General features: G+C 63.4%; 29 protein-coding genes. 14 read left to right on the top strand and 15 right to left on the bottom strand.

The window, feature by feature from the left end; all coding sequences use genetic code 11:
- Nucleotides 1-15 precede the first annotated feature (15 nt).
- The 3 genes from glcF to ACVIIW_RS04855 form a co-directional block, all read right to left on the bottom strand.
- Nucleotides 16-1,338, bottom strand: a complete 1,323-nt coding sequence (gene glcF / locus ACVIIW_RS04845; RefSeq protein WP_456699697.1) for a glycolate oxidase subunit GlcF — start codon at nt 1,336-1,338, stop codon at nt 16-18.
- A complete protein-coding gene (locus ACVIIW_RS04850) occupies nt 1,335-2,573 on the bottom strand; it encodes an FAD-binding protein (RefSeq protein ID WP_456699698.1) in 1,239 nt (412 codons plus the stop codon). The genes glcF and ACVIIW_RS04850 overlap by 4 nt, the downstream gene beginning before the upstream one ends.
- A gap of 459 nt (nt 2,574-3,032) precedes the next feature.
- Nucleotides 3,033-4,526: an FAD-linked oxidase C-terminal domain-containing protein gene (locus ACVIIW_RS04855; protein WP_456699699.1), complete on the bottom strand. Its 1,494-nt coding sequence runs from the start codon at nt 4,524-4,526 to the stop codon at nt 3,033-3,035.
- Nucleotides 4,527-4,783: 257 nt separating this feature from the next.
- Here ACVIIW_RS04855 and cycA point away from each other — a divergent pair, with 257 nt between their 5' ends.
- Nucleotides 4,784-5,179 carry a cytochrome c-550 CycA gene (gene cycA, locus ACVIIW_RS04860; protein ID WP_456699700.1) on the top strand — a complete coding sequence of 132 codons (396 nt, stop codon included), beginning with the start codon at nt 4,784-4,786 and terminating at the stop codon, nt 5,177-5,179.
- 24 nt (nt 5,180-5,203) lie between these two features.
- Here the strand turns inward: cycA and ACVIIW_RS04865 are convergent, their stop codons facing one another.
- Nucleotides 5,204-6,160 carry an alpha/beta fold hydrolase gene (locus ACVIIW_RS04865; RefSeq protein ID WP_456699701.1) on the bottom strand — a complete coding sequence of 319 codons (957 nt, stop codon included), beginning with the start codon at nt 6,158-6,160 and terminating at the stop codon, nt 5,204-5,206.
- A 329-nt stretch (nt 6,161-6,489) separates the two neighbouring features.
- On the opposite strand from ACVIIW_RS04865, the gene ACVIIW_RS04870 reads away from it, so the two are divergent.
- Nucleotides 6,490-6,672, top strand: a complete 183-nt coding sequence (locus ACVIIW_RS04870) for a hypothetical protein (RefSeq protein ID WP_456699702.1) — start codon at nt 6,490-6,492, stop codon at nt 6,670-6,672.
- A 12-nt stretch (nt 6,673-6,684) separates the two neighbouring features.
- Here the strand turns inward: ACVIIW_RS04870 and ACVIIW_RS04875 are convergent, their stop codons facing one another.
- The 3 genes from ACVIIW_RS04875 to ykgO all read right to left on the bottom strand — a co-directional run bounded on the left by ACVIIW_RS04875 (nt 6,685) and on the right by ykgO (nt 7,954).
- Nucleotides 6,685-6,945: a hypothetical protein gene (locus ACVIIW_RS04875; protein WP_456699703.1), complete on the bottom strand. Its 261-nt coding sequence runs from the start codon at nt 6,943-6,945 to the stop codon at nt 6,685-6,687.
- A gap of 125 nt (nt 6,946-7,070) precedes the next feature.
- Nucleotides 7,071-7,709, bottom strand: coding sequence for a tetratricopeptide repeat protein (locus tag ACVIIW_RS04880; RefSeq protein ID WP_456699704.1), 639 nt, complete (start codon nt 7,707-7,709; stop codon nt 7,071-7,073).
- A 119-nt stretch (nt 7,710-7,828) separates the two neighbouring features.
- A complete protein-coding gene (gene ykgO, locus ACVIIW_RS04885; RefSeq protein ID WP_006611362.1) occupies nt 7,829-7,954 on the bottom strand; it encodes a type B 50S ribosomal protein L36 in 126 nt (41 codons plus the stop codon).
- A 343-nt stretch (nt 7,955-8,297) separates the two neighbouring features.
- Between ykgO and ACVIIW_RS04890 the strand changes: the two genes are divergently transcribed.
- Nucleotides 8,298-9,182 carry an amidohydrolase family protein gene (locus ACVIIW_RS04890; RefSeq protein WP_456699705.1) on the top strand — a complete coding sequence of 295 codons (885 nt, stop codon included), beginning with the start codon at nt 8,298-8,300 and terminating at the stop codon, nt 9,180-9,182.
- Between the two features lie 19 nt (nt 9,183-9,201).
- Nucleotides 9,202-10,083, top strand: a complete 882-nt coding sequence (locus ACVIIW_RS04895; protein ID WP_456699706.1) for a zinc-dependent alcohol dehydrogenase family protein — start codon at nt 9,202-9,204, stop codon at nt 10,081-10,083.
- 57 nt (nt 10,084-10,140) lie between these two features.
- Here ACVIIW_RS04895 and ACVIIW_RS04900 read toward each other — a convergent pair whose 3' ends face one another.
- On the bottom strand, nt 10,141-10,488 hold the full coding sequence (locus ACVIIW_RS04900; protein WP_456699707.1) for a hypothetical protein: 348 nt from the start codon (nt 10,486-10,488) through the stop codon (nt 10,141-10,143).
- A gap of 509 nt (nt 10,489-10,997) precedes the next feature.
- Here ACVIIW_RS04900 and ACVIIW_RS04905 point away from each other — a divergent pair.
- A complete protein-coding gene (locus ACVIIW_RS04905) occupies nt 10,998-12,017 on the top strand; it encodes a sulfite exporter TauE/SafE family protein (protein WP_456699708.1) in 1,020 nt (339 codons plus the stop codon).
- Nucleotides 12,018-12,645: 628 nt separating this feature from the next.
- On the opposite strand, the gene ACVIIW_RS04910 is transcribed toward ACVIIW_RS04905, so the two are convergent.
- The gene (locus tag ACVIIW_RS04910; RefSeq protein WP_456699709.1) at nt 12,646-13,665 is read right to left on the bottom strand and encodes an alpha/beta fold hydrolase; all 1,020 of its coding nucleotides are present in this window, start codon (nt 13,663-13,665) and stop codon (nt 12,646-12,648) included.
- Nucleotides 13,666-13,876: 211 nt separating this feature from the next.
- On the opposite strand from ACVIIW_RS04910, the gene ACVIIW_RS04915 reads away from it, so the two are divergent.
- On the top strand, nt 13,877-14,473 hold the full coding sequence (locus ACVIIW_RS04915) for a phasin family protein (RefSeq protein ID WP_456699710.1): 597 nt from the start codon (nt 13,877-13,879) through the stop codon (nt 14,471-14,473).
- Between the two features lie 89 nt (nt 14,474-14,562).
- On the opposite strand, the gene ACVIIW_RS04920 is transcribed toward ACVIIW_RS04915, so the two are convergent.
- Nucleotides 14,563-15,519 carry a c-type cytochrome gene (locus tag ACVIIW_RS04920; RefSeq protein ID WP_456699711.1) on the bottom strand — a complete coding sequence of 319 codons (957 nt, stop codon included), beginning with the start codon at nt 15,517-15,519 and terminating at the stop codon, nt 14,563-14,565.
- A gap of 237 nt (nt 15,520-15,756) precedes the next feature.
- On the opposite strand from ACVIIW_RS04920, the gene ACVIIW_RS04925 reads away from it, so the two are divergent.
- From ACVIIW_RS04925 to ACVIIW_RS04935, 3 genes are read left to right on the top strand one after another with little or no spacing between them, the layout of a single operon-like run.
- A complete protein-coding gene (locus ACVIIW_RS04925) occupies nt 15,757-16,494 on the top strand; it encodes a haloacid dehalogenase type II (RefSeq protein WP_456699712.1) in 738 nt (245 codons plus the stop codon).
- Between the two features lie 45 nt (nt 16,495-16,539).
- Entirely contained in the window at nt 16,540-17,007 is a 468-nt protein-coding gene (locus tag ACVIIW_RS04930) for a YbaK/EbsC family protein (protein ID WP_456699713.1), read from the top strand.
- 55 nt (nt 17,008-17,062) lie between these two features.
- On the top strand, nt 17,063-17,878 hold the full coding sequence (locus tag ACVIIW_RS04935; RefSeq protein ID WP_456699714.1) for an adenylate/guanylate cyclase domain-containing protein: 816 nt from the start codon (nt 17,063-17,065) through the stop codon (nt 17,876-17,878).
- A gap of 6 nt (nt 17,879-17,884) precedes the next feature.
- On the opposite strand, the gene ACVIIW_RS04940 is transcribed toward ACVIIW_RS04935, so the two are convergent.
- Nucleotides 17,885-18,238: a hypothetical protein gene (locus ACVIIW_RS04940; protein ID WP_456699715.1), complete on the bottom strand. Its 354-nt coding sequence runs from the start codon at nt 18,236-18,238 to the stop codon at nt 17,885-17,887.
- A gap of 274 nt (nt 18,239-18,512) precedes the next feature.
- Between ACVIIW_RS04940 and ACVIIW_RS04945 the strand changes: the two genes are divergently transcribed.
- Nucleotides 18,513-18,770: a hypothetical protein gene (locus ACVIIW_RS04945; protein ID WP_456699716.1), complete on the top strand. Its 258-nt coding sequence runs from the start codon at nt 18,513-18,515 to the stop codon at nt 18,768-18,770.
- 106 nt (nt 18,771-18,876) lie between these two features.
- On the opposite strand, the gene ACVIIW_RS04950 is transcribed toward ACVIIW_RS04945, so the two are convergent.
- Nucleotides 18,877-19,812 carry a LysR family transcriptional regulator gene (locus ACVIIW_RS04950; RefSeq protein ID WP_456699717.1) on the bottom strand — a complete coding sequence of 312 codons (936 nt, stop codon included), beginning with the start codon at nt 19,810-19,812 and terminating at the stop codon, nt 18,877-18,879.
- Between the two features lie 117 nt (nt 19,813-19,929).
- On the opposite strand from ACVIIW_RS04950, the gene ACVIIW_RS04955 reads away from it, so the two are divergent.
- From ACVIIW_RS04955 to wrbA, 3 genes are read left to right on the top strand one after another with little or no spacing between them, the layout of a single operon-like run.
- Nucleotides 19,930-20,682 carry an SDR family NAD(P)-dependent oxidoreductase gene (locus ACVIIW_RS04955; protein WP_456699718.1) on the top strand — a complete coding sequence of 251 codons (753 nt, stop codon included), beginning with the start codon at nt 19,930-19,932 and terminating at the stop codon, nt 20,680-20,682.
- Between the two features lie 33 nt (nt 20,683-20,715).
- Nucleotides 20,716-21,414, top strand: coding sequence for a pirin family protein (locus tag ACVIIW_RS04960; RefSeq protein ID WP_456699719.1), 699 nt, complete (start codon nt 20,716-20,718; stop codon nt 21,412-21,414).
- Between the two features lie 43 nt (nt 21,415-21,457).
- On the top strand, nt 21,458-22,057 hold the full coding sequence (gene wrbA, locus ACVIIW_RS04965) for an NAD(P)H:quinone oxidoreductase (RefSeq protein ID WP_456699720.1): 600 nt from the start codon (nt 21,458-21,460) through the stop codon (nt 22,055-22,057).
- A 42-nt stretch (nt 22,058-22,099) separates the two neighbouring features.
- Here wrbA and ACVIIW_RS04970 read toward each other — a convergent pair whose 3' ends face one another.
- Together ACVIIW_RS04970 and ACVIIW_RS04975 are read right to left on the bottom strand one after the other, a co-directional pair.
- Complete coding sequence (locus ACVIIW_RS04970; protein ID WP_456699721.1) at nt 22,100-23,245, bottom strand: GNAT family N-acetyltransferase; 1,146 nt, start codon at nt 23,243-23,245, stop codon at nt 22,100-22,102.
- Nucleotides 23,246-23,347: 102 nt separating this feature from the next.
- Nucleotides 23,348-24,424: a glycosyltransferase gene (locus ACVIIW_RS04975; protein WP_456699722.1), complete on the bottom strand. Its 1,077-nt coding sequence runs from the start codon at nt 24,422-24,424 to the stop codon at nt 23,348-23,350.
- Nucleotides 24,425-24,704: 280 nt separating this feature from the next.
- On the opposite strand from ACVIIW_RS04975, the gene ACVIIW_RS04980 reads away from it, so the two are divergent.
- The gene (locus tag ACVIIW_RS04980; protein WP_456705089.1) at nt 24,705-25,625 is read left to right on the top strand and encodes a glycosyltransferase; all 921 of its coding nucleotides are present in this window, start codon (nt 24,705-24,707) and stop codon (nt 25,623-25,625) included.
- A 17-nt stretch (nt 25,626-25,642) separates the two neighbouring features.
- Here the strand turns inward: ACVIIW_RS04980 and ACVIIW_RS04985 are convergent, their stop codons facing one another.
- Nucleotides 25,643-26,671: a glycosyltransferase family 2 protein gene (locus tag ACVIIW_RS04985; protein ID WP_456699723.1), complete on the bottom strand. Its 1,029-nt coding sequence runs from the start codon at nt 26,669-26,671 to the stop codon at nt 25,643-25,645.
- Nucleotides 26,672-26,692: the final 21 nt, after the last annotated feature.

Raw genomic sequence — 26,692 nt, forward strand, 5'->3', positions numbered from 1 at the left:
CATCAAGGCGAAAGCTCAGCGCGACGGATTCAATGCCGGCCGCGACCCGCCCGTAGCCCAATCGAGAAGCTCAATCGTGTGTACGACCGGAACTGACGTGCCACTGGCAATCTGCACCATGCAGCCGATATTGCCCGCGGCAATCATGTCCGGCTCGACGCTCGCGATGTTGGCGACCTTGCGATCGCGCAACCGGCTCGCAAGCTCGGGCTGGAGAATGTTGTAGGTCCCCGCCGAACCGCAACACAAATGGCTCTCCGGCACATCTTTCACCACGAATCCGTTCTTGGAAAGCAATTCTTTCGGAAGCCCCGTGATTTTCTGCCCGTGCTGCAACGAACACGCGGAGTGATAGGCGACGACGATGTTGTCCTGTCGCGACGACGGTTCAAGTCCGAGACCGGCGACGTACTCGGTGATGTCCTTCGCAAGCGCGGACACCTTCGCCGCATCGGCTGCGAACGCGGTGTCTTCACGCAGCAGATAACCGTAGTCCTTGATCACCGTGCCGCAGCCGGATGTGGTCACCAGGATGGCGTCGAGCCCCTCGCCGGCGACCTCCTTCTGCCACGCCGTGACGTTGGCGCGGGCCCGCGCCAGCGCATCATCATCGTGACCGAGGTGATGGGTGAGCGCGCCGCAGCATTGCTCGTCCTTGACCAGGACCACCTCGATGCCGTGGCGGGTGAGCAGGTTGATGGCCGCCTGGTTGATGCGGGGCGCCAGAACCTGCTGGGCGCAGCCCTGGAGCAACGCGACCCGGCCGCGCTTCTTGCCGAGCGCCGCGAATACGCTGCCCGGAAGCGGGCCGGGTGCGGGCAGCCGGTTCGGCGCCAGCGCCAGCATCGCCCTGAGGCGCTGGATCAGGCCTGGCGTGGCCGAGGGCGGCGGGGTCGGCAGGAAAACGGCGAACGGCCGCGCCAGCTGTGCCAACCGCATGCTGATGCGAAACCGCTGCGGGTCCGGCAGGACGAAGGCGAGCACCTGACGCAACAGCCGTTCGGCGAGCGGCCGCTGGTAGCGCTGCTCGATCCTGACCCGGGCCTGGTCGACGAGGTGCATGTAATTCACCCCCGAGGGGCAGGTGGTCATGCAGGCCAGGCACGACAGGCAGCGGTCGACATGCTTGACCACCTCAGCGGTCGGCGCCTGGTCCTTCTCCAGCATCTCCTTGATCAAATAGATGCGGCCGCGCGGGCTATCGAGTTCGTCGCCGAGCAGGACATAAGTCGGGCAGGTCGCGGTGCAGAAGCCGCAATGGACACAGGCGCGCAGGATCTTGTCGGCTTCCGCAATGTCGGGGTCGGCGAGTTGCGCGAGTGAGAATTCGGTTTTCATGCGGTAGCGTCCCGCTTCAGGCGTCCCCGGTTCAAGATCGACTTCGGATCGAAACTGGCGCGGACCCGTTCGCTCAGCGCGGCGAGACCGGGCGCTTGCGGATGGAAGACGTCGACGGCGCGCCTGACGTCCTCGGCCGCCCGGATCAGCGTGGCGTGCCCGCCGGACGCATCGGTCCGATGGCGCACCGCGGAAGCATGCGCGTCAGCCTTCGGCGGCAGCGCCGCCCAGATCAGACCGCCGCCCCAGTCGTAGATGACCTCGCCCCCGGTCTCGCGCGTCAATTGCGTGCCGAGCGCGGCACCTGAAGCCGGCGGACAGACGATCCGCCACACCGGCCAGGCGGCTAGCGCGCTGCCGGCCGCGAATGGCAGCACATCGCGGATGGTGGCCCACAGCGCCGACGACGCGGCGTCCTCGATCAGGGTCGCGGTTCCAAACGGCGCCAGCAGTTCGCGCAGCGAGCCGGCGCGGTGGCTGACGGAGGCCGTGATGCCCTCGAGCCGCAACACCGTCAGCGCCTCGTCCTGGGCCGCAACCTCGCCAAGCTCGTCGGTCCTGGCCCGGAACGCCGGTTTCGGCAGATGCGCGGCGCCCGAGACGTCATAGGGCGAGCCGAGGGCCGCAGTCATCGCCTTGTTGGCGACGGCGTCATCGAGCCCGCGCAGCAGCAGGGTCCGTTCGGCTTCAGGCTTCGGCATCACCTTCAGCGTCACTTCGGTCATGACAGACAGCGTGCCCCAGGACCCTGCCAGCAGCTTGCAGAGATCGTAGCCGGTGACATTCTTGACCACCTTGCCGCCGGTCTTGAAGCTGTCGCCGAAGCCCGAGACGGCATGCGCCCCCAGCAGGTGGTCGCGCGCCCCGCCCGCCCTGATCCGCCGCGGACCGGCAAGGCCCGCCGCGATCATCCCGCCGATGGTGCCTGTCGCGGACGCGCCGAGCAGTGGGGCCGTATTCATCGGCTCAAAGGCGAATTGCTGGTTCTTGGCATCGATCAGCGAGAGCACGTCGGCCAGGGGCGCGCCGGCCTGGAGCGTCACGATCAATTCACTGGGCTCATACGAGGTGACCGCATTCAGCGCGGAGATATCGAGCACGGCGTTGGTCGCCATCGTATGCCCGATGCCGCGCTTGCTGCCATGACCGATGATCTCGAGCGGCTGCTCATTGGCAATCGCCGCGCGCACCGCCTCCTCGACGTCTTTGGCGTCTCTGACCCTGAGCGTATCCACGGGAAAAGGCGGTAGCCAAATTCGAGGCGAAAATCAAATTTCGCGCAGCAAAGGCGGGCCCGCGAAGGCGCCAGTCCGTCAGTGCGATGCGGCAGACGAACCGCCGCCCCGATCCCACCGCAGGATGGCCGGCCATTGGGTGCGACATCCTCGCTTCGTCCACCCTGTCTCGCGCCAAGGACACTCCGGCCCAGTTGCTGTCCTACGAGCCGTTCCGCGACGACGCCGCCTTGGGGCATATCAGGAGAGCGCGCATTTCAAGACCTACACCGCCGGCCAGGCGCTGCCGCTGCTGGCAAGCGCGAGCGGGCGCTATACGGGCTGCTGTCGAAACCAGCTCGCGCACCGCGGTTCGATCCGGACCGCTGCGCCGCGCGCCTAAATGATCGCGCGCAACGGCGATCTGCGCAGGACCAGCGCGGAACGTCCGCCATCGCACCGGTGCCAGATCGCCGACCGTCAGAACCGGGGAATATCGGGGAATGCCACCTTGCCGGCATGCACATGCATGCGGCCAAGCTCGGCGCAGCGGTGCAGCGTCGGAAACACCTTTCCGGGATTGAGCAGACCCTGCGCATCAAAGGCGCATTTCAGCCGCTGCTGCTGGTTGAGATCGATCTCGGTGAACATGTCGCCCATCAGGTCGCGCTTCTCGATGCCGACGCCGTGCTCGCCGGTGAGCACGCCGCCGAATTCGACGCAGGCGCGCAGGATGTCGGCGCCGAAGGCTTCCGCACGCTCGATTTCGCCGGGCTTGTTGGCGTCGTAAAGAATCAGCGGATGCAGATTGCCGTCGCCGGCGTGGAACACGTTGGCACAGCCGAGCTGGTATTTTTCCGAGAGCTCGCGGATGCGCGCCAGCGCCTTCGGCAGCGCGCCACGCGGGATGGTGCCGTCCATGCAGAGATAGTCGGGCGAGATGCGGCCCACCGCTGGGAATGCGGCCTTGCGGCCCGCCCAGAACAGATTGCGTTCGGCCTCCGAGGTCGAGATCTGGCAGGTGGTCGAGCCACTGGCATTCGCGATGGTCTCGACGCGCGTGATCAGCTCGTCGACCTCGATCTTGGGACCATCGAGCTCGATGATGAGCAGCGCTTCCACGTCGAGCGGATAGCCGGCATGGACAAAGGCTTCGGCGGCATGGATCGCCGGCTTGTCCATCATCTCCATGCCGCCGGGAATGATGCCGGCGCCGATGATGCGCGCGACGCATTCGCCGGCCGCCTCGACTTCCGCGAAGCCGACCATCAGCGCCCGCGCCGTCTCGGGCTTTTGCAGGATGCGCACCGTAATCTCGGTGATGACGCCGAGCAGGCCCTCCGAGCCCGTGATGACGCCCATCAGGTCATAGCCTGCATTCTCGCACCCCTTGCCGCCGATGCGCAGGATCTCACCGCTCATCAGGACAATCTCGCAACCGAGTACGTTGTTTGTGGTCATGCCATATTTGAGGCAGTGCACGCCGCCGGAATTTTCCGCGACATTGCCGCCGATCGAGCAGGCGATCTGCGAGGACGGATCGGGCGCGTAATAGAAGCCGGCATGCGCGACCGCCTGGCTGATCGCCAGATTGGTGACGCCGGGCTCGGTGACGACGACACGGTTGTCGAAATCGATCTCGCGAATGCGCTTGAACTTGCCGAGCCCGAGCAGCACGCCGTCTTCCAGCGGCAGTGCGCCGCCTGATAGGGAGGTGCCGGAGCCGCGCGGCACCACCTTGATGCCCTGCCCGGCGCAATATTTCAGGATCAGCGAGACCTGCTCGGTCGTATCAGGCAGCACCACGACCATCGGCGGCTGCCGATAGGCGGTCAACCCGTCGGATTCATAGGCCCGCATCTCGGCAGGCGTATCGATCACGCCCTCGCCGGGCACGATTGCGCGCAATGCAGCAACGATCTCCGCGCGGCGCGCGAGCACTGCCTGATCACTCGCAGGCATCATGATGGCCATGTTAATTCCTTCGCGGCATAACGTTCCGGCTTGCGCCGCACGGTCAATCCTATCACGGCAAATCAATCACGCTGGCGCTGGTTTGGGTAGGCCGTCCAAAAGTCGGAGCCACGATCTGCCGCGAGTTCGCCCTGGGACAAGTCGGCAGGCATGAAACCCGTCATGGTTTCGTGGCTTGTCGAAGCCGCGCGGGCCATGCCAAAACCGGCAGGTTCGACGAAAACCGATCAGATGAGACCCCACCGGGAAAGCACCCTATGAAAAAACTGACTTTTGGCGCGCTGATGATCCTCACCGTCACTGCCACGGCCCCCAGCGCGATGGCGCAGGACGTCGCGGCGGGCAAATCGTCGTTCAACAAGTGCCTGGCCTGCCACGCGATCGGCGAAGGCGCCAAGAACAAGGTCGGCCCCGAATTGAACGGCCTCGATGGCCGCCGTTCCGGCACCGCGCCTGATTATAATTATTCGGACGCGAACAAGAATTCCGGCATCACCTGGAACGAGGCGCAATTCAAGGAATACATCAAGGACCCGAAGGCCAAGATCCCCGGGACCAAGATGGCATTCGCCGGCATCAAGAACGAGAACGAGATCAACAATCTCTGGGCCTATGTCTCGCAGTTCGACAAGGACGGCAAGATCAAGCAGTAGGCGGACGAACGGCGGCCGCCGGATTCAACTGGCGGCCGCCTGCGGCGAGCCGATGTTGGCAATCATCGTCTCGATCTCCGTTTTCACGAGATCCGGCACCGCGCTCTGCACCATGTGTCCGAGATCGGGCAGCACGATCAGCTTCGCATTCGCGACCATCGCCGCGAAGGGGCGTGCGTGGATCTCGGTCTTCACCGTCTTGTCGGGCTCGCCGGCTATGATCGTGACCGGCATCTTGATCTCGCCGTAGCGCGGAGCCTGCGCGGCCACCGACGACTTCAGCGTCACCAGATCATAGGCATTGGCGATGAATTCCCGCGGCCTCAGCAACAGCGGCGTCGCGGACTGCTTCACAAAACCATCAGGCATCGTCTGCGGCATAAAAACGCTGCGCGCACCAGAGTCAGCGATGAAATAGCCGAGCGGCAGCGTGATGGTATAAGCGAGCAGCGGACCGATCACGGGCATTGCGATGATCTCGTTGTAGCGGCCGACGCCGCCGCGCCAGGGATGCGTCACTGGTGCCAGCATCACCAGTCCGGCGACACGCCTCGCATGATCGAGCGCCAGCCGCGCACCGAGCGCGCCGCTCCAGGAATGCACGACGAAAACAGCGCGATCGATCCCGAGCCTGCCGAGCGCCGCGTCGATCATCCGCGCCTGAATCTCCGGCGTCGAATCCTGCCGCCGTGCACGCGTGCTCCAGCCATGCCCGGGCCGGTCGATCAGGATGACGCGGTGCCGCTTCGCCAGGAGATCGCCGAGCGGATGCCGCATCACTTCGAGGTTGGAGCTTGCCCCGTGCAACATCACGATGGGCGGGCCGGCGTCGCGCGGACCGATGTCGAGGACATGGAGCGTCGCCCCATCGACCTCGATCATCCGGCCCTGGGGCGGAAAAGAACGTTGCACGGCGACAATTCCGGCCTGCGTGACCAGCGCCAGCACAACCAGTGCCGTCAAGACGGATAAAACGATCATTGAGAAAGTCCGGAGGATCCAGGCCACATGGCAGCTACGAATGATGCCGTCCGCAGTTTCGCGCAAGCAGGATCGGAGCCTCCATCCAAAATGCCGACCTGTGGATATGTGCACAATTGCCGAACCAGAAATCCCAATGAAATCAATTCCCCGGTCCGGCAACGCGCAGGGCTCGGACCAAGTTCATGCAGCCGTCATGGCAGCTTCCTTATAATCGCCACGGTCGGTTCCGCCATTGAGACGCGGATGGGCGCCGATCCCTCCTCGCGGCCTCGGGGATGCAGGAAAGACCGGCAGGATTGTCCTGGTTTGAACCGGAGGATTTTTCGATGAGCTTCAGATCGAACGACACCGCAATCGACGAGATCGTCGCAAGCTGCAACGGCGATCTGCGCGGAGCCGTGCGGGCGCTGCTCCTGATCAACGAGCATCTCGAGACGGAACTCGCCAAGGCCTACGCAGCGGTCGTCAATCGAGGCCTGGTGGAGCGTGGCACCAGCGTCCTGCACTGACACACAGGCTAGCTAGCCCGCGCCGTCCTCGGCCTTTTGCTCGTCGGGCGTGAGCACGGGGCAGGCGCGGATGGTCGAGCGCGCCAGCTTGGCATCGTCCCTGGATTTGTAAGGGCCGTCGCCGAACCAGGTGTCGCCGTTGATGACCGGATTGCTGGTCACGATGTTACACTTGCCGGTGGCGCGGTTGCCGACCACCCAGAACAATCCGTCGGCGAGGCTCGTCGTCCCCGCGACCAACAGCAAGCTACAAGCAACGATCAGACGCTTCATGGCTATTGCTCCTGCCTTGCAGGTAGACCTGCGGGAGCGCCGACAACAGTGCTTGCGATTTGGCCTGTGTCTTCGTGGTTAATCGCCACGTGCGGCAATCATTCGAAAAATGATCGAAATATCGGCTAGATGTCGCGGCCTTCGACCTTCTCGGTCAAAGCCTTCACCTGCTCGGGAATCTTCTCGAGGTGCGGATTGACGGCGAGCGCCTTGCGGTAGGCCTCGAGCGCGCGCTTCTCGTCGCCGACGTCCTGCATGATCATGCCGAGCCCTGCGAGCGCGCCGAAATGACGCGGCTCCCGGATCAGCACCTCGCGGATGTCGGCGAGCGAGCGGGCATAGTCGTTCTGCATGTAATAGAGCGTGGCGCGCCGGTTCCAAGCCTCGATGTAGTCGGGCCGGAGCTTGATGACGGAATCCAGCAGCTTGATCGCGACATCGACCTTCTGTGCATCGACGGCGGCCTTGGCCCGCGCCATCAGAAGCGCTGCGGTATCGCTCGGGGTCTGCAGCCAGATCGCCCAGATCCGCGCCTCAACATGCTTGGCGCTGGCCTCGTCGGGAGCGGCCTTCAGCGCGCCGAACAGAAAATCGAGATTCTTGGTGCGCTCGGCCTTGGGCAGCTTGGCCGGCGCTTCGGGCAGCTTCTTCGGCTGCTTCATCGGCGGCGCCGGATCATCCTGGGCCAGCGCCGGCGCAAACCCTGCGGTGCCGAGAACCAGGGCCAGACACAGCGTGCGCAGGTGCGGGAATCTCACGGTCATGGTGAAAGTGTAAACGCGCAAAGCCGCCCTTGCCAAGCAAAGGCGGCGTCAAACTCGTGTGAGACCGTGGTCTTGCGGGAACGCGCGAAGGCGACCGCGAGGGCCATCAGCCGCTTGGATCAGCCCTGGCGAGCCTTGAAGCGGCGCTGCACCTTGTTGATCACATAGACCCGGCCCTTGCGGCGGACCAGACGGTTGGCGCGGTGGCGACCGCGCAGCGACTTCAGGGAGTTACGGACCTTCATGGCATAATCCTGAACGTTCGAAAGGCCGTGTTCGGCACTACCGTTTCGGCACGCGCGAATGTGGCAAAATGAGATCTTTCCCGCCGGCGGACCGACCGCCCGGGACGGGGCGGTTCTTAAGGCATGGCAGGAGGTGATGTCAATGTTAACTGCCGCCTTCCGCCCAGCCAAAATCGTGAAAACAACCCCATGCACAGTAGATGTGGCCGGATCGGGCCAATTCGCCCGCTTCGCGGCCAGGCCCGACAAAGACTTTTTGCAGCTTTGGGTTTGCGCCCCAGCAACGCCTTGCCAAACTCGTTATATCCTATAATCAATTCGGCAACCCGTCGGGAGGACACCCATGCCGAAGCTGAAGCTGCCCAATATCGACGACGTCGTCGCCATCGACATCCACACCCATGCCGAGGAGCCCTGCGGCATGCACGGCGACGACGGCTATGACGACTTCCAGGCGCAGATGGCCGAGTATTTCAAGTCGCCGCACAAGCATCCGCCGACCGTGCCGGAGACCGCAGCCTACTACCGCTCCAAGAACATCGCCGCGGTGATCTTCCCCGTCGATGCCGAGCGCGAGACCGGTTTCCGCCGCTACAACAATTACGAGATGATCGAGGCCGCCTCCGATCATCTCGACGTCCTCATCCCCTTCGTCTCGATCGATCCGCACAAGGGCAAGCTCGGCGCCCGCGAAGCGCGCAAGCTGATCGAGGAATATGGCGTGCGCGGCTTCAAATTCCATCCGACCATGCAGGGCTTCTACGCCAACGATCGCATGGCCTATCCGCTCTACGAAGAGATCAACAATGGCGGCGCGATCGCGCTGTTCCACACCGGCCAGACCGGCGTCGGCTCGGGCATGCCCGGCGGCATGGGGATGCGGCTGAAATATTCCAACCCGATGTACATGGATGACGTCGCGGCCGACTTCCCCGACCTCAAGATCATCCTCGCTCACCCCTCCTTCCCCTGGCAGGAAGAAGCGCTGTCGGTCGCGACCCACAAGCCGAACGTGTACATCGACCTGTCCGGCTGGTCGCCGAAATATTTCCCGCCGATCCTGGTGCGCTACATCAACTCGATCCTGCAGGACAAGATGCTGTTCGGCTCGGATTGGCCCGTCATCACGCCGGACCGCTGGCTGGCCGACTTCGCCAAGCTCGACATCCGCGACGAGATCCGGCCGAAGGTGTTGAAGGCCAACGCGCGCAAGATTTTGGGGATCTGACCGCGCTCCCCTACTGACATTGCGCGACGCCCGCCAACGGGCGGGCGCCGGCGCATTCCACGATCAGTTCACGCTTGACGGCGCTGGCATCGTTGACGCCATCGGCCCCGGCGTCACGCAATGGCGAGCCGGAGACCGTGTTGCCGCCTCGTTCTTCCGCCATTGGGTCTCGGGGCCGTTCAAGTCCAGTTACGTCTCGTCGTCGCTCGGTGGCAACACGATGGACGGAATGCTGGCAGAATATGTCGTGCTGCCGGAAACCGCATTGGTGTCCGTGCCGCCGCATCTGTCCTCGGTCGAAGCAGCGACCCTGCCCTGTGCCGGCGTCACGGCCTGGCACGGCCTCATCACGCGCGGCGGCATGGGCAAAGGCGACACGCTGCTGGTCCAGGGAACGGGCGGCGTCGCGCTGTTCGGCCTTCAATTCGCGACGGCGCTCGGCGCGCGCGCAATCGTGATCTCGTCCTCGGACGAAAAACTCGCCCGCGCCAAGGCCCTTGGCGGCTCGATCCTGATCAACTATCGCGACACACCCGACTGGGACGCCGCCCTGATGAAGGCGACAGATGGCGTTGGCGCCAGTCATATCCTCGAACTCGGCGGTCCCGGCACCTATGACCGATCGCTGCGCTCCGTCACTTCGGGCGGCAAGATCGTTCAGATCGGCGTCTTGACGGGATTCGGCCCGAAGCCCGACCTTGCGCGGCTTCAATGGGAGAATGCCGTTATCATCGGCGTGACGGTTGGCTCGGTCGAACATTTCATGGCGATGAACGACTTCTTGAGTGAACATGTGATCCACCCGATCATCGATCGGGTCTACCACTTCGATGAGGTGCCCGAGGCCTATGCTCACCTCCGCACCGGCTCGCACTTCGGCAAGGTCGTCGTAGAATTTTAGAGCCGGGGCGTTCCTGGCGGAACCGGGCCAGACATTGGGCTAGACATGCGGCTGTCGCTAAGGTCGCGGCGTTGGCTGCGGCGACGGTGTCGCGGCAGGTTGCGGTGACGCTGGTGCAGAAGGTTGCTGCTGCGGCGCTATGACCGGCTGCGCATCGCCGCCACCGTGCGGGACGCAGGTCCCTACGTTGCTCAGCAGCCGCTTGGCTTCAATATCGCGGGCTTTCTTGTAGTCCCTGCGCCGGTCGATCCGTTCCGCAGCCGTGCGATCCCACGCATCGAACGCATCCGCGTAGTGCTGCCGCATCTGCTCCTCGGCGGAAAGGCAGTCACTGAACTTGTCGAACACCAGATCGGTGTTGACGGGTGAGATGCCGCCGACCAGGACGACCAACATCCATTTCATCGCGCCTGCCTACGTTCGTGCCCGCTAACGGGAACGGAAAGGCTTCGGCAAAGTTCCGAACAGAGCCCAGGCGGGTTTCAGACGCCGGGAAACGCCCACACGTTGATGGTGGATGGCTTCGATTCTTTCGCGTTCAACTTGCGAGGGGCCGCTCGGTCAGTGCGAATGGATTGCGGCTGGATCAATGTCGGCATGAATGATTCCGCTGAGCCTGTCTCACGGATGCCCAGCCCACCGAGGCAGGCATTCCACGGCTTTTCGTTCCGACAGCGGCGCAGGATTCGGCATCAACCAATCTAACCTCATGAGCCCAGCCGAGACGGCGCATCTCTTTGGGGCCGGCTGTCAGCCCTATGATGGACGGCAGCGCGTCGTGGTGATCCGGTACGAATCTTTCTCACATCACTGACGCTCCCGGAAGGGTTCCAGCCTGCAAACAGACCGCTGGACGTGATAGGATGAGCGCCGGTCGCCTCGCCGGCGACCATTGCCCGCATAGGGAGCCAACGATGCCTCCTCTTGATACTGCGGTGATCGTTCTCGCCGGCATCGCTTTTCTTGCAGCCTTCGTAAATGGCGCGCTCGGCTATGGGTTTTCCTCGCTCACCGTGCCGGTGGCTCTCGTTTTCTATGCAAACCGCATCCTGAATCCCGCCGTCGTCCTGGTCGAGGTCGTCACCAATTTCTACGTTCTATTCATCAATCTGCAGGGCGTCGCAGCGGTATGGAAGAGGGTGCTTCCGATCGTCACCGGGCTCCTGCCCGGCATCGGAACAGGAGCCCTGGTTCTCACGACGCTTCAGCCGGGCTGGATCAAACTCGGGACCTACGCACTCATTCTGCCCCTCATCCTGGTTCAGGCAGCCGGTTTTCGGAGACCCGTTCGGCAGACATGGTGGGTCGGTCTGCCCTTTGGAACTGTGCTCGGCATCCTGTATTCGGTCACCACCATCTCGGGACCGCCGCTCGCGATCCTGTTCAACAACCAGGGTCTGGTCAAAACCGAGTTCCGGGCAGGTCTCGCATTGGTTCGCGTGGCGGAATCGAGCGTGACCGCCATCGTCTATTACCAGCTTGGACTGTTTACGTCTGAAAGCCAGAACGTCTTGTGGGTGTTTGTTCCCTGCGTTGCAGTTGGGGTACCGCTCGGCGCCTATGTCATCCGCCATCTGGATGCGGAGACGTTTCGTCGGATATGCATGAGCTTTGATGCGTGGGTAGTCGGATTCGGTTTCTCTCGGGTATTGATCGAGCTGAATTTGCTGGAAAGCCCCTCGGCCTATGTCGTCCTGGTCCTCACATTATTGACCGACAGCTATCTGCTGTTCATGTTTTTCACACGGAGAGCGGCCTCAAGGCGATCGGAAAGAGCTTTGCTTACGCCCGGCGCCCCGGGTGGGCCGGATCATCGCATGGCTTCGGACATGACCGAACCTCCTTACGACCCGCTTGCCCGACTCAACACCGACCTCGGTTACGCTGTCGCGATCCTTGCTGTCGCCATGTTGGTCTTTGCAGTTTTGCCTTGAATTAGCAGCCACAGTGCGAGGCACAATCAAGCGCGTAAGGATGGGTAGAGCGGAAAGCGAACCCCATCAAACTTCGTTCTCTTCATCGGATCGCACCAACGATTGCTTGGTACTGGTTCCGCCCGTCAGGCGATGGGCTTCGCAAGAGCTCAACCCTACGAACCGGGGAGCAAAACGTCTGGATTTCGACTTGTGGTCAACTGTGGAGGAGGGTGAGGCCTTTTGCACAGTGCTCTGAGCTTCCATCCTTTCACGGTCCGCTCAACAACCTGCTCGCTGACTGGACCAACAAACTCGTTCGAGACGCCATCACCGGGCGATTCGTGCGCAACGAATCCATGGTCTAGTTTGGGGTTGGGACTGGTCGACACTCAAAACCTATGACCTCAACGTGCCCGGGCGCAATCACGGCATCTTGCTGGGCACCAGAGGCTGCCGGCCGTAGCTGCTGTCAGCGCACAGGATAGGCTTAGCTCTCGCGAACCCCATCAATCTTCCCTATCGGATCGCACAAGCGATTGCGTGGCTCCGTCCGTCACGCGACGGTTTCGCAAGAGCTCGACCCACCCTCCGAACCAGGGCAGCAGCGGGCGGACCTGACGGCCGGATCACCTCGCTCATTTCCAAATCACCTCGACGATATGTTCGGTGCCCTTCCAGCTTGAAAAGCAGGTGCCTTAGAAGATCTGATTATTGAATTGACGGCCTCCGTGATGGCCGCGGGGTCTGCGTAGGTGACCATATGTCCGGCATCCGGGACGAGGTGAAGATCGGACCGAGGCAGTGCTTGATGTAAATCTCGCGCTTGTTTGTGTTCGATCACCCGATCCTCCATTCCATGGAATATTTGCACGTCGTCGTCCATGGCCGAATAATAGGCTCGGAATTGTGCTGCGGTCGGAATGAGAAGTGCGCTTTCCTCCGCAGCCGCCCTCAATTGTGTGGGCCTGAGAACGAGGGACGCCGGAAATTCATTCTTGAACGTCGGCGGGACGGACCGGGGCGCGAAAATCTTGCGGAGAGCTCCCGGCAAAATGGCCCACGAGATGACAGGCGCGACAGTGTAACTGATCAGGTCGCCCAAGACCGGTATGGCTGGACCCGACATCAGCCAGACATCCAAGCGGCCGGTTGGGAAGTAGTAACCGGACGCAAGCACAAGGCCCCGGATCGGATAATCCTTCCTCATGGCGAGAGCGATGGCGACGAAGGCGCCCCAGGAATGGCCCAGCACCACGGGATCACGGACCCCGATCTGGTCGAGCGCCTTCGTCAACAGAGCTGCTTGAGCTGCTGCACTCCATACTCGGAGCCGCGGCCGCCGACTATAGCCAAAGCCTGGACGGTCGAAGCACACCACGCGGTTGCTGCGAGCAAGAAGATCGACCAGCCCGCTGATCGTGAAGTCCTGGATCATGGATCCGTTGCCATGAAGCAGCACGACGCAGGGAGCCGCGGGATCACCCCGATCGATATAGTGGAGTACGACGCCGTCGCACTCGAGAAACTTGCCGATTGGTGGATTCCTCCGTTCCGCCAGTTTGGCGAAGCCGATATTGCCAATGACGAGAAGCGCCAAGAACAAGATACCGATAAGCAACACGGTTTCAGTGGTGGTCATTGCCAAGCCTTGATGATCGAGGGCCATGAAAACATTGGCCGTGCAGCGCGGAGCAGGTGAGCCAACCCAGGAATAATTGGAAGTTGAAGCGCTCGTTCCTGCGCGCAATGGCGGAGGTTTGATTAAAAAATTGCCCGGCCGGAACGGTCCAGAAATGCCCACGTTTCCTCGCCTAGGATGGCATCTCCGACGGAGCGGGCAGGATCCGACCTCACCAACAACAAAGATGGAGCAACGAATGGCCAACCCACGTCCGGAGGAAAAATCGACGCAAAACCCCGAGGACACAATCCGCCGCGCCGGCGAGAGGACCGCAGAGCAGACCAGACGGATCGGCCTGGCTACCGCCGAGGCCGGGGAGGAGGTGGCGCAAGCCAGCAGCCATCTCTTTCGACAAAATGCCGAGATGCTGCAGAACACTTGGCGCTTCGGCGTCGACATGGCCACGGCAGTGATGGGCCGCTCGACTGACCGGCTAGGTCGCGGGTTCGGTTTTTCGGGCAATGAAGCGCAGCGGGGAGCAGAACGCTCGGTCCGTAACGCCGAAGCAATCATGTACTCCATGACCGCAGTCGCCAAAGGAATGAACGGTGCGTCGCGCGAGTACTTCGATTTCGTTCGACAGCAGATCGAGAGGACCATGGACCGCATGGATGAACTCTCGCGCTGCCGGACCCTTCACGATTTAGCGGCGGTGCAGACCGATCTCATGCGCGACACGATCAGTAGCGCCTTGGAGACCAGCCGCCGGATGGCGGACTTGTCTCTGAAGGTGGCTGACGACGCCGGAAACCACATAACCCAGAGCATCGAACGCATGCGGCAGGCCGCCTAGGCGCGGCTGGCACGATGGTGGCGCGCGAGCGCGGTGGAATCTCGGCCGCGCACGCGCCCGCCCTAAGCTGTGCGGGCGACGCAGCCGCTTTATCGCTCCAGCGTGGCGAGATAGGCGGCAAGTGGCAGCAAGTGTCCCTCGTCGAGCGATTTGACCACGTCGATCATCGGCTTGCTGTTCGGCCCCGCGCGGAATCCGTGCCGGAAATCGTAGAGCTGGCGAAAGAGGTAGGTCGGGGAGCGGCCGGCGATTCCCGGCACAACGTCCGTGCCGGTCAGCTTCTCGCCGTGGCAGGTGGAACAGGCGATCTCGGGCCTTGCGGCCAGCGCGCGGCCGGCAGCCACGCTACCCATGGGCACGTAGGCGATAAAGCGGACGCGCGCGTCGCGGTTGACGAAGCGGCCAATGTCCGCCGGTGTCTCAATGATGCGCGTGCCGATCGGCTCGCGCTCATCGCCTTGAGTGACGAAGAACCAGCCGGCGACCGCAGGCTTCGGCACGGTTTCAGTCTCCACCACATCAACCAACGTCTTCGGCTTGATGGCGGCAAAATATTCAGCCGCCGCTTTGATTTCATCGTCGTTCGCTGCCTTTGCGACCGAGATCATCCATGCTTGCGGAATGCGGTCGGCTCGTGCCGTCGCGCGCTTGCCGCTCCTGTAGTCTTGCACCTGCTGAATGAAATATGCCACCGGCAGGCCGGCGATGTCTGCGCTCTCCGGACCACCCGTCCCGGAGGCACGATGGCAGAAGCCGCAGGCGTAGACGTCAGGCGGCCGACCGCTGGCCACCACCGTCGGCATCGCCGGATGGTCATCCGGGTGCCAATCCGGCGCCAGGAAGCGATCACGCGTTTCTGGGACTGTATAGCTCACCGTGCTGTCGGGAACGTGCCGAGATTGGCCGTCATCCGGCGGCGGCTTGAAATCGGGCGGGTTGTAAGTGTACGCCCAAAACGGAGGCTCGTCGGTGACTTGCGCGTGCGTGCGCGGCATACACAAGAGAATTATGGTGAGTGCACCCGCCGCCTGAGCGGCCGCTGCCAATCGTGCCATGTTCGCCTCCGGCTCACTTGCCCGGACGAAGACAGGGAAATTAGCGACCAATCCGCGCCGGAGCAATCGGCTTTGGGTGCGGTTAAAGCCCGCAGTCCTGAGGTTGGAATTGTCACAAGCCGCCGATCACGCTTGCAGTGGCAAACTTCCGAGGTGCTCTGGTAAGCTGACGATGAAGCGCACTCCCCGAGCAGATATTGTGACCGCAACGGCCCGGAAGGACAGCCCATGAACCTCAAAGCCGTCGTGTTCGACGCCTACGGTACGCTCTACGACATCCAGTCGGTCGCAGAGATCACCGAGGACGCGTTTCCGGGCTATGGCGAGATCATCACGCAGGTCTGGCGGATCAAGCAACTCGAATACACCTGGCTGCGCTCACTGATGCGGCGTTATCAGGATTTTTCTGATGTCACTCGCGACTCGCTGGCCTATACGCTGCGCGTGCTCGGACTCGCCTACGAGAATGCGGCCTTCGAGCGCATCATCGAGAAGTACCTGCATCTCGATCTCTATCCGGATGCAGCGATCGCGCTCACAGCGCTAAAACCGCGAAAGCTTGCCATCCTCTCCAATGGCAGCCCTGACATTCTGAACGCGCTTGTGCGCAATTCCGGCCTCGACCGCCTGCTCGATGCCACCATCAGTGTGGACGCAAAGAAGATCTTCAAGCCGAGCCCGCAGGCCTATGAGCTGATCGGCGAGGTTCTCGGCACCGCGCCTGAGGAGGTGCTGTTCGTCTCCTCCAACCCCTGGGACGTGGCCGGGGCAAAGTCGTTCGGACTGAACGTCGCCTGGATCGAGCGGGTGACGCCGGAGGCGATGGCGCTCGCTTGCGTCGAGACCGAACTCGTGGCACCGCTGACCATGTTCAAGGCGATCCGCACCCAGATGGACGAGCTCGGCTTCGCGCCGGATCATCGTGTTCGGTCGCTCTCGGAACTGCCCGGGATCATCAAGGGATGACCCGGACATGCCGCCCGCCCGTAAGTCCGGAATGAGCTGATTGGAATGAGCCTGGAATCCGTTCGCGCCTTCTTCGCCGAGAAAGCCCCCGACATAACAGTCATCGAATCTCCGATCAGCTCGGCGACGGTGACGCTGGCCGCCGAAGCCTATGGTGTCGAGCCCGGCATGATCGCCAAGACCCTGTCGTTGCGCATCGGCGAACGCGTGATCCTGATCGTCGCCGCCGGCACCTCGCGCATGGACAACAAGAAGGTGAAGGCGCAGTTCGGCGGCAAGCCGAAGATGCTGGGGCTGGAAGAGGTCGCCGACATCACCGGCCACGAGGTCGGAGGCGTCTGCCCATTCGGGCTGAAGTCGCCCCTGCCGGTTTATTGCGACGTGTCGCTGAAGGCGTTCGACGTGGTGGTGCCTGCCGCGGGCTCGACCCACAGCGCGGTCCGCATCGCGCCTGAACGCATGGCCGAATTGACGGCGGCCGAATGGGTCGATGTCTGCGAGCACAGGTCCTGACGCGGGCGCGGGATGCGTGATGCATTTGCCGGTCAGGCAGGTTAGTGTAGGAACCATGCCCGACGACAAGGTGAAACGACGACTGACCACCGTGCTGTGCGCTGATGTGTACGGCTATTCCCGTCTCATGGAAGCGGACGAAGCCGGAACGCTGGAGGCGCTCCGCCGCTCCCGCGCGGCCATTGCGCGGCTGGTCGAGCGCCATGACGGCCGCATCGTGAACACCTGGGGCGATGCCGTGATCGCCGAGTTCGCCAGCGTCGTCGAGGCCGTGCAATGCGCGGTCGAGATCCAGCAGGAGATTTCCGATCAGGAATCAGCCCCGCCTCCGTTGAACCCGATGCGATTTCGCATCGGCATCAATCTCGGCGACGTGATGGTTGACGGCTCCGACATCTATGGCGACGGGGTCAATATCGCATCGAGGCTGCAGGAACTCGCCGATCCCGGCGGCGTGGTGATCTCGAGCTCCGTCTACGATCAGGTGCACAACAAATTGTCGGTTGGCTTCGACTGTCTCGGCCAGCGTCCCATGAAGAACGTTGCTCCCCAGACCAGTTATCGGGTGACTCTCGGCAGCCAAACCGCAAGGCAAGGGAACTTCCCGGTCGAAGATACTGCCCGGCAGACAGCACGTCCGCGGACGGGCGACAGGCGCGAGCCATCTTCATCGGCGAACGTCGTCCTGGATTGGCTCCGAAAGCTGCCCCGCCCGGTTGCAGCGGGCTTCGCGGTGTCGGCCTTTTTGATTGTTATCAATCTGGCCACTGGCGCCCATAAGATCTGGTTCCATTGGCCGGTTGCAGTCATTCTCTTCGGCGTCGTCTTGCGGACTGTGCTTGGACATCGACCCGAACGGGACAGGCGCTAGACGGCGCTAATCGTCGTCATCGTCATACGGGCTCGGCTGCATCTGCTGAGGTGGCGGCCCATTGTAGTAGCGCGGCGGCGGTGCAGCACGGTTGCGCGGGACCAGCTGCTGCGGTGGCACCTGATTGTTGGACTGGAACACCGCGCGGCAGCCGCTGGAAAGCAGCGGCGTGTTTTGCCGCAAGCAGGCGGTGATGCGGCTCACATCCGGAATCTGGGCGCTGCACAGGCGCCAAACGTCAGGCGTGCAGGCCATCTGCTGCTCCATGGTTCCGCGATATTCTTCGGCGAATGCTGCGCTCTGCGCGACGATGCCGCCAATCGCTAGCGCCATACCCAGCGCAATCCGCTCTGCTCGCATGTCTCGATCCCTTCCCGAGTCCGTCGAATTCGTCGTTAAACGATGAACTGCGGGAAGGTTCGGAATCACAAAAAAATGTGAAGGAGCCGGAACCTATTCCATCACCCGATCTTCTTGCCCGCCGCAATCAGTCGAGCGCCTGCACGCCGTCGCTGAGCAGCGCGGTGGTCCGCAGAAAGCGATGTTCACGAAACGTTAGCCATATCAGCCCCGCTCCGGAACGCATCTCGCCACCCTCCGTTGCCCCGCCGGGATTCTGAGGAGGGAAGGTGCCATGGGAAAGCTTGCAACGATCGACCTCGCGCTGGACGAAATGCTGGTGAACCTGGCAGCCATCGTCCTGCGTCTCTCGACGCCGGAACTGACGCGCACGCCGGAGGCGCGCCGCGCCCTGGCTCAGTCGGTGCATCAATACGCGGTGTGCGCCGCGCGCTCGACCGATCCGCGCGTGCATGCGTTGAAGTCGCAGCTGGAGCAGACGATGAAACCGAGCTTGCGGATTGTCGCGATCGATGGCGCGAGAGTGCCGTAGCTGGAAGACCGACGTCCCGCGGCGAAGCAATCCAGGATCTGTCCGTGGGAAGATCCTGGATGTTTGTCGCTTGGCTCCTCGCAATGGCCGAGGTCCTTCGAGGCCCCTATCCGGTCTTCGCACCGTTCTTCGGCTTCCGCTTGCACGTGCCCGGCAGGTTCGCGGCAAGAAAATCAGCGAGTGCTTCGACGCGCGCGGGGCGCGGGCCGCCGGGTGGGGTTACCAGATGCACGGCCCCTTCGGCCTGCTTCCAATCCTTCAGGATCACTTCCACGGCGCCGGAGGAAATCGCATCGCCCACGATGAACTCGGGCAGCTCGGCGATGCCGAGGCCGGCGACGAGCGAGGGCATCACCGCTTCGCCGTTGTTGACGCGAAGCTGTCCACCCGGACGCACGCTGGCCTGCTCGCCGGCCGCGTTGGTGTAGTGCCAGACGTTCGGCGTCGAGAGATAGGCGTAGCTGAAGCACTTGTGCCCGGCGAGATGCATCGGATGCGTGGGTCGACCATGCTTCTTCAGATAGGACGGCGCGGCCACGGTGAAGCGCGGCATGGTGAAGAGCCGTCGCGCGATCAGGGACGAGTCCGGCAGCCGCGCGATCCGCACCGCCATGTCAAAGCCTTCGCCAATGAGATCGACGGTGGCATCGCTCAAATGCAGATCGACCGAGACCTCCGGATAGGCCTTGAAGAACTCCGGCAGCAGTGGCGCCACGGCTTTGTTCCCAAACGTCATGGGCACCGCGAGCCGCACCAGGCCGCGCGGCGCCACCGACTGCGCCAACGCCTCGTTCTCCGCCGCCTCGCCGTCGGCGAGCAGCCGCGTGGCGCGATCGGCGAGCTTGTGGCCGGCATCGGTCAACGCGAGGCGGCGCGAGGTGCGGTTGAACAGCCGGGCGCCGAGCCGCTCCTCCAGCCGCGTGACCGCCTTGGACACCGTGGCCTTCGACATCGTGAGCTCGCTCGCAGCCCCCGCAAACGAGCGTAATTCCACCACTTTTGCGAAGATCGCGAGGGCCTCGAAGTCGGGGAGCTTTGCCATGGCGCGGGGTCCGTTGGGGCTATCTTGGGAAACAATGTGTTTCAACAGTTTCTATTTCTATACCACAGGCGGAGGCTTATCCAAGGGCCATCAGAAATTCAGGAATGGAGACGTCCAATGACCAGCAAGCTCTCAGGCAAGGTTGCCCTCGTCACCGGCGGCTCGCGCGGCATCGGCGCGGCCTCGGCCCGCGCTCTCGCCGATGAAGGCGCGGACGTCGCCATCAGCTACGTCGCTTCGCCCGAAAAAGCCGAAGCCGTCGTCGCCGAGCTGAAGGCTCGCGGCGTCAAGGCCCGCGCCTACAAGGCCGACCAGGCTTCGGCCGAGGAGGTCGATCAACTGGTCAGGAGTGTTGCCAACGATTTCGGCCGGTTGGACATCCTCGTCAACAATGCCGGCGTCGCCGTCGGTGGACTGATCGACGATCCCACAACCAACACCGCCGCGCTCGCTCGCCAGGAAGACATCAACGTGCACGGCGTGGTCGCCGCGATCCGCGCCGCCTCGAAGCTGATGGGTGAAGGCGGCCGCATCGTCACGATCGGTTCGGGTATTGCCACACGCGCCTCGTTTCCCGGTCTCGCCGATTACGCGGCAAGCAAGGCTGCGATCGTCGGTTACTCCAAGGGCGCTTCGCGCGACCTCGGACCGCGCGGCATCACGGTCAACGTGCTGCAGCCGGGTTCGATCAACACGGACATGAATCCGGACGACGACGGTGAGTTTGCCGACGCGCAGCGCAAGCAGCACGCCCTGCAACGCTTCGGGACTGCGGAAGAGATCGCCGCCGGCGTCGTCTTCCTTGCAAGTCCGGAAGCCTCTTTCGTCACCGGCACCGTCCTCAATGTCGACGGCGGGTTTGGCGCCTGACGCCGAGCCCACTACACTCAAGGAAACATCCCCATGATCGAACTCAGACCCTTCGCAAAACTCGGCGGCGCCGATCACGGCTGGCTCAAGGCCAAGCATCATTTCTCCTTCGCCAGCCATTATGACCCGAACAATACGGGTCACGGTGCCCTGCGGGTTTGGAACGACGACGAGATCGCACCGAACACCGGCTTTCCGGCCCATCCGCACGCCAACATGGAAATCATCACCTATGTGCGCGAAGGCGCGATCACCCATCAGGACAGCCTCGGCAACGAGGGCCGCACCGAAGCCGGCGACGTGCAGGTGATGAGCGCCGGCAGCGGCATCCGCCACTCCGAATACAACCTCGAGCCGACCAAGACCCGGATCTTCCAGATCTGGATCGAGCCGACCGCGCGTGGCGGCCAGCCGACCTGGGGCTCGAAGCCGTTCCCGAAGGGCGATCGCTCGGGCAAGCTCGTCACGATCGCGAGTGGCATTGCAGGCGACACCGACGCGCTGCCGATCCGCGCCGATGCACGGGTGCTCGCGACCACGCTGAAGGCCGGCGAGAGCGCCGAGTACGAGGCGCACCAGGCGCGGCACCTTTATCTCGTGCCCGCAGCGGGCGCGGTCGAAATCAACGGCGTGCGCGTCAACGCCCGCGACGGCGCCGCAATCCGCGACGAGGGCCGGCTGAGGATCACGGCGCTCGAAGATTCCGAGCTCGTGCTCGTCGACGCCGCGTAACATCCGACATCTCGCAATCACATCCAATCAAACGGAGACCACCATGACCAAAGTTCTCGTCCTCTATTATTCCGCCTATGGCCACATCGAAGCGATGGCCAACGCAGTGGCCGAAGGCGCGCGCGAAGCCGGCGCCACTGTCGACATCAAGCGCGTGCCCGAGCTGGTGCCGGCCGAAGTCGCGAAAGCCTCGCATTACAAGCTCGATCAGGCAGCCCCGGTCGCCAAGGTCGAGGACCTCGCCAGCTACGACGCCATCATCGTCGGCACCGGCACGCGCTTCGGCCGCATGGCCTCGCAAATGGCCAATTTCCTGGATCAGGCGGGCGGGCTCTGGGCCAAGGGCGCGCTCCACGGCAAGGTCGGCGGCGCATTCACATCGACCGCGACCCAGCATGGCGGCCAGGAGACGACGCTGTTTTCCGTCATCACCAACCTCCTGCATTTCGGCATGGTGATCGTCGGCATGAATTACGGGTTTGCCGGACAGATGAGGCTTGACGAGGTCACCGGCGGTGCGCCCTATGGCGCCACCACGATCGCCGGCGGCGACGGCAGCCGCCAACCCAGCGCCAACGAGCTCGCCGGCGCGCGTTACCAGGGCCGCCAGATCGCGGAGACCGCGAAGAAGCTGCACGGTTGATGGGATACGGGCGGCGTTCTCTCCAGGGGAACGCCGCCCGGTTCAGCGTAGCTTGCCCATGACCCCTGAGGCAAAGGCCGCAAGCGTCGGATAACGGCGCAGGCCCTGCGCCGCATGGTCGCGCAGCATGTAAGGCAGGCCGCGCCAGGACAATGCAACGCTGACATCGGTCAGCGGCACTGGCTCGGCGCCGAAGCGCCGCTTGTAGTCGTGATTGCCGATGCTGAGATCGAAGCGGCGCACGCCCTGCGCATGCAGGGCCGCCATGGTGCGCTCCGTGACGAGCAGCCCCGGCGAGCAATTCGCCCATTGCCTGCCGGCATGGCCGATACGCAACAGAAAGTAGGTCGCGCCATATCTGACGCCGAACGCGGTGGCGACGATGCCCTCGTCGCAGACCAGCGCCGAGATCACCGCATAGCCTTCCGCAACGCCTCGCCGGGCGACGTCTCGGTAGAAGCGGGCATGGGCTTCATCATTGAGGACGAACCGCAAGCCGAGCTGCCGCATGCGCGCCTGCTGCTGCAGGTCAGTCACGTCAAGCAGCTGGTGCGCGCGCGCGGGGTCGGTGGCGATCTCGAACCGCGCACCGGCATTGCGGTTGAACACGCGCCAGCAGCGCGGCATCTGCATGCGCTTGATCGACGCCTGGTAAGCCGCATAGTCGTCGCCGGTCAGCACGACATTGCCGTTGAGCGAGCACGAGCCGAGCCGGCCGAGCGACACCAGCGGGTTCGGCTTCACGCCGACATGGGCCGGCATCTTCTTCAATCGCAGGAGGTCGAAGCCGTCGGGCAAGGCGCGCAACGCATCGACGAATGCCGCACCGATCGCCTTTGCCGCAGCCGAATCGAAGGCTGCGTCGCGGGCGAGGATCGGAGCGTTGTTGTCGGAGACGCCGAGATCGGCAAACTCGATCACGCGGATGCCGCGCCTGACGTGGCTGAACATCGGCACGACAGCGACGTCCTTGCCGGTCGCCCTGTCGGTGATGACAGCGATCAGCGGTGCGACGCCGTGAAACGCCTCGTACCAGGCACCTAACCAGCTGGCATGCTGAAACGCAGTGCGATGACCGGCGTCGAGGCGCAACGCGGCCTGTCGCCAGTCCCGCAAGAAATCGACTGAGATTCCCGACGTGCTGGACGACACCCGACCGTCTAACTGCTCGACGCTGAGAAACGCCATTTGCGGGGCATACAGTTACAATGCGTGTCGAGATAGATTATGTTTTGTCGCAGGCCACAAGTTACGTCGCCGCTTATCGTTAAGCCGATACCTTCGCAACGCTCACACTGCGCCTAACCCGTCCCCCGTTAACCGTCCATCAACCAGCATGCCGGAGGCCGCAGGAACCTGCTGCCGTGCGACGTTCCGCGCGATCTCGTAATATTGCAGCGCACGCTGCTCCAATGTGAGGTTGTCCATGATGTAACTGCGCGGATCGAATTTGCCCGCGGTGCAGCCCTCCCAGAAATCCGCCCACCGCTCCTCGAAGCCGGCAAGGTCGACGAATTTGAGACCGCAACGATCGTCCCAATAGGGTACCGACGACACCGGCTCGAACCGGACCCGGTGCGGATAATAATCCGGATCCGGCCAGGGTCCGCCGGGGTCCCAGGCGAACACCGGCACACCGCAGGACAGCGCCTGCTGATAGGCGATGCCTTGGCTCTCGTTCTGGCACAGGAAGATCATCGCGCGCGAACGCGCCAGCGCGGCCTGGAAACCGTCCTCCTTGTAGCTGCCATAGCGCAGCTCGATGAACGAGCGGCCCTCCCTGACGAGCCGGGCGCGGACCGGCTCGATCAGCTCGGGCAGGTAGCGCTCGCGGTCCCAGCTGACCTTGTCGTAGACGAGGACATCGACGGTCTTGTCGCGCGGACGCGACGGCGCCCACAAATCGGTATCGATGCCGACGGGCCAGGCTTCCGTCGCCGGCCAATGCGGCCGGTACATCTCGGCATACCACGGGCCGGGCACCAGGAATTTCCTGACGGGAAGCCGCTTGAACAGGTCAGGATCGTCGAGCGGATGGTTAAAGGCGGCAACGCCGAGCAGGATCGGGTTCTTCCACGCAAATTTGTCGAGCAGGAAGGCGCGGCCGATGATGCAGGCCACTTCCTCCGGATGCTGCGCGATGTAGCCGTAGTCGTTCACGCGATAGCGGATGCCGAGGCGGTCGAGCCCGGCGCAAAGATTGAGGAACACGCGCAGCTGTCCGCTCATGCGCGGTTCGCCGAACAACATCTTGCGTGCCATGCGCCGCAGATGGCGGTCGCCGCGAAACCAGCGATCATCCTTGTCCTCGTAGAACAAGTTGAGGATCATGGCGTCGGGATCGTAGTCGAATGTCTTTGCGGGCACTGGATCCATCCGCGGCAGCAAAGCCTGCATTGTCTCGTGAGACCGGCTGCCGCTCCTCTCGAGGTCTGCGGCAGGTTTAACGCGACAGGTTTAACGCTAATCTACGAAACCGACGGCTTGGCAGCCTTTGCAGCAACGAATTGATCGTTATGTGGGTATCATCCGTTCCAGCTCAGACTGCGATTGCCGGCAGCCGGGTTAACAGATCATTAAAGCAACGAGCCATCGCTTGCCCCTCGCCGACGCCACGCTCGATGCACGGACCGCCGCACCGGCGGTGATGGAGCCGCGTGCAACGTCGCCAGCGGTTTCCGTCGTCATCCCCGCGAAGAATGCCGCCACCTATATCGGCGAGACCATCGCAAGTGCGCTGGCGCAATGCGACGTGACCGAGATCATCGTTGTGGACGACGGATCGACCGACGACACCGTTGCGCTGGTCCATGCCATCCGCGATCCGCGGCTCCGCCTGATCACAAATCAGGCCAGCGGCGTCTCGGCCGCGCGCAACTGCGGCGCACAAAGCGCGGGCGGGAGCTGGCTGATGTTCCTCGACGCCGACGACCGGCTGCGCCCCGATGCGGTGACGACACTGCTGGCCGCGGCGAAAGACGCGCCACGGGCGGTGCTGGTCTATGGCGACTACAACACGATCGACAGCGCAGGGCGATCGATCGGCCGGCGCGACCTCCTGAAGGGACGCCGCAAGCCGTCCGGCAACGTGCTGGAACGGCTTGCCAGCGGCAATTTCATCGTCAATGGCGGCATCATGCTGGTACGCACCGAGGCCTTTCGTGCGACCGGCGGCTTCGACGTCTCGCTACGATATTGCGAGGACTGGCATTGCTGGTGCCGCCTCGCCGCAACAGGCGCGTTCGCCTATGTACCAAAGCTCCTGCTCGATTATCGCCTGCACACGGCCAACACCATGAGCGCCGCGGTACGAACACCGCGGGATTTCTTGCCGGCGGTCGCGCGCGTTTTCGGGGATGAATTGATCCTGCGCAAGCTGCCATCAGGCGCGGCGCCGAGACTGCGGCAGGCGGCCGAAATCCATCTCTTGACCTATGCTGCGACGCAGGCGGTGCGCTTCGGACGATATCGCCAGGCGGCGGCCTATCTCGGCATGGTCAGCCGGCGGTCGCCGAAGGCGATGCCGCGCGCCGCGGCCAAAATCGCGCTGTCCTGTTTCGGCATCTAGACGCCGGCGCAAACGCGTCAGGAGACGATCTTCGAGGCCTCGTAGGGCTTAGGGTCGTAACCAAAGCCCGCCAGCGCGGATCCGACGGCCACCAGCACCGGGTGCATCGCGACGACCGCTTTCGTTGACGTCAGCAGGCGAGCCGCGCGGACCAGCGACAACGGCAAACGTCCCAAGGTCTGGGCAAAGACGCGCGTCCGCGCTGCCACACTTTGCGCGGCCTTGGCCCGCACCCGGTAGTTGATCACCCCGATGCGGAGGCCGCGCCTGGCGATCCAGCCGGGATTGGTGCGGTTCTTCGGTACGGTTTCGCTGATGACGGCTTCCGCCGTCCAATGAAAGACCATGCCGGCGTCGCGACCGCGATTGAAGAAATCGCAATCGCCGCCGCCGAGGAAATTGAATTGCAGATCGAAGGCGGGGCTGCCGAGCCGCTCGAACGCGCTGCGCGTGATCAGGCAATTGCCGCAGCCATAGATCATCGGCACCGCGCCTGTGTAGTCGTAGGCCGGGCAGAAGACGGGATGGCGCGCGAGCCAGGGCTGACTATCGTCGTCGAACACAGGCATCACCGGTCCGCCGACCACGTCGGCGCCGGTCGCCTCCGCGGTGCGAACCATCAGCTCGAGCCAATCGGGCGAAGCAATCTCGTCGTCGTCGATCATGAGGAAGCGGGTCGCGGCGGGAAACAGCGCCTGCGCCGTCTCGAACGCCGCGTTGATCGCGCGACAATTGCCTTGCCGCTTCTCGACCAGGCAGACGCCCCGGAGTTTCCCGGCTGCGAGATATTCGGCGGCAACAGGAGCGCTCGCGCGCCCTGCCGCATCGTTCTCCACCATCACCACCGCGAAGGAGCGCGGCGTACGCTGGTTGACGAGCGAATCCAGCGTCAGCCGCAGGTGTTCGGGACGACGGAAACAGGGAATGCAGACGACGATGCCGACCGAGAGGTCGAGAATGCGTGAGCTCGCGGCGATCTCCCGGTTGGGATCGCGCACGGCATCCGAGATCCGGCTGGCGGACAAATCTGTCGGGATCAGCGTCATTGCGTTCTCATGCCCGAGATA

The sequence above is a fragment of the Bradyrhizobium sp. USDA 4449 genome (assembly GCF_054056275.1).

Bases quoted from the DNA above. Each gene is read 5' to 3' on its own strand.
- wrbA (WP_456699720.1), top strand. From the start codon at position 21,458: ATGACCAAAGTTCTCGTCCTCTATTATTCCGCCTATGGCCACATCGAA.
- ACVIIW_RS04865 (WP_456699701.1), bottom strand. From the start codon at position 6,160: ATGATCGTTTTATCCGTCTTGACGGCACTGGTTGTGCTGGCGCTGGTC.
- ACVIIW_RS04925 (WP_456699712.1), top strand. From the start codon at position 15,757: ATGAACCTCAAAGCCGTCGTGTTCGACGCCTACGGTACGCTCTACGAC.
- ACVIIW_RS04950 (WP_456699717.1), bottom strand. From the start codon at position 19,812: ATGGCAAAGCTCCCCGACTTCGAGGCCCTCGCGATCTTCGCAAAAGTG.
- ACVIIW_RS04960 (WP_456699719.1), top strand. From the start codon at position 20,716: ATGATCGAACTCAGACCCTTCGCAAAACTCGGCGGCGCCGATCACGGC.
- ACVIIW_RS04935 (WP_456699714.1), top strand. From the start codon at position 17,063: ATGCCCGACGACAAGGTGAAACGACGACTGACCACCGTGCTGTGCGCT.
- ACVIIW_RS04940 (WP_456699715.1), bottom strand. From the start codon at position 18,238: ATGCGAGCAGAGCGGATTGCGCTGGGTATGGCGCTAGCGATTGGCGGC.
- ACVIIW_RS04915 (WP_456699710.1), top strand. From the start codon at position 13,877: ATGGCCAACCCACGTCCGGAGGAAAAATCGACGCAAAACCCCGAGGAC.
- ACVIIW_RS04900 (WP_456699707.1), bottom strand. From the start codon at position 10,488: ATGAAATGGATGTTGGTCGTCCTGGTCGGCGGCATCTCACCCGTCAAC.
- ACVIIW_RS04910 (WP_456699709.1), bottom strand. From the start codon at position 13,665: ATGGCCCTCGATCATCAAGGCTTGGCAATGACCACCACTGAAACCGTG.
- ykgO (WP_006611362.1), bottom strand. From the start codon at position 7,954: ATGAAGGTCCGTAACTCCCTGAAGTCGCTGCGCGGTCGCCACCGCGCC.
- ACVIIW_RS04985 (WP_456699723.1), bottom strand. From the start codon at position 26,671: ATGACGCTGATCCCGACAGATTTGTCCGCCAGCCGGATCTCGGATGCC.
- ACVIIW_RS04945 (WP_456699716.1), top strand. From the start codon at position 18,513: ATGGGAAAGCTTGCAACGATCGACCTCGCGCTGGACGAAATGCTGGTG.
- cycA (WP_456699700.1), top strand. From the start codon at position 4,784: ATGAAAAAACTGACTTTTGGCGCGCTGATGATCCTCACCGTCACTGCC.
- ACVIIW_RS04870 (WP_456699702.1), top strand. From the start codon at position 6,490: ATGAGCTTCAGATCGAACGACACCGCAATCGACGAGATCGTCGCAAGC.
- glcF (WP_456699697.1), bottom strand. From the start codon at position 1,338: ATGAAAACCGAATTCTCACTCGCGCAACTCGCCGACCCCGACATTGCG.
- ACVIIW_RS04955 (WP_456699718.1), top strand. From the start codon at position 19,930: ATGACCAGCAAGCTCTCAGGCAAGGTTGCCCTCGTCACCGGCGGCTCG.
- ACVIIW_RS04875 (WP_456699703.1), bottom strand. From the start codon at position 6,945: ATGAAGCGTCTGATCGTTGCTTGTAGCTTGCTGTTGGTCGCGGGGACG.
- ACVIIW_RS04855 (WP_456699699.1), bottom strand. From the start codon at position 4,526: ATGGCCATCATGATGCCTGCGAGTGATCAGGCAGTGCTCGCGCGCCGC.
- ACVIIW_RS04930 (WP_456699713.1), top strand. From the start codon at position 16,540: ATGAGCCTGGAATCCGTTCGCGCCTTCTTCGCCGAGAAAGCCCCCGAC.
- ACVIIW_RS04880 (WP_456699704.1), bottom strand. From the start codon at position 7,709: ATGACCGTGAGATTCCCGCACCTGCGCACGCTGTGTCTGGCCCTGGTT.
- ACVIIW_RS04905 (WP_456699708.1), top strand. From the start codon at position 10,998: ATGCCTCCTCTTGATACTGCGGTGATCGTTCTCGCCGGCATCGCTTTT.
- ACVIIW_RS04980 (WP_456705089.1), top strand. From the start codon at position 24,705: ATGGAGCCGCGTGCAACGTCGCCAGCGGTTTCCGTCGTCATCCCCGCG.
- ACVIIW_RS04970 (WP_456699721.1), bottom strand. From the start codon at position 23,245: ATGGCGTTTCTCAGCGTCGAGCAGTTAGACGGTCGGGTGTCGTCCAGC.
- ACVIIW_RS04890 (WP_456699705.1), top strand. From the start codon at position 8,298: ATGCCGAAGCTGAAGCTGCCCAATATCGACGACGTCGTCGCCATCGAC.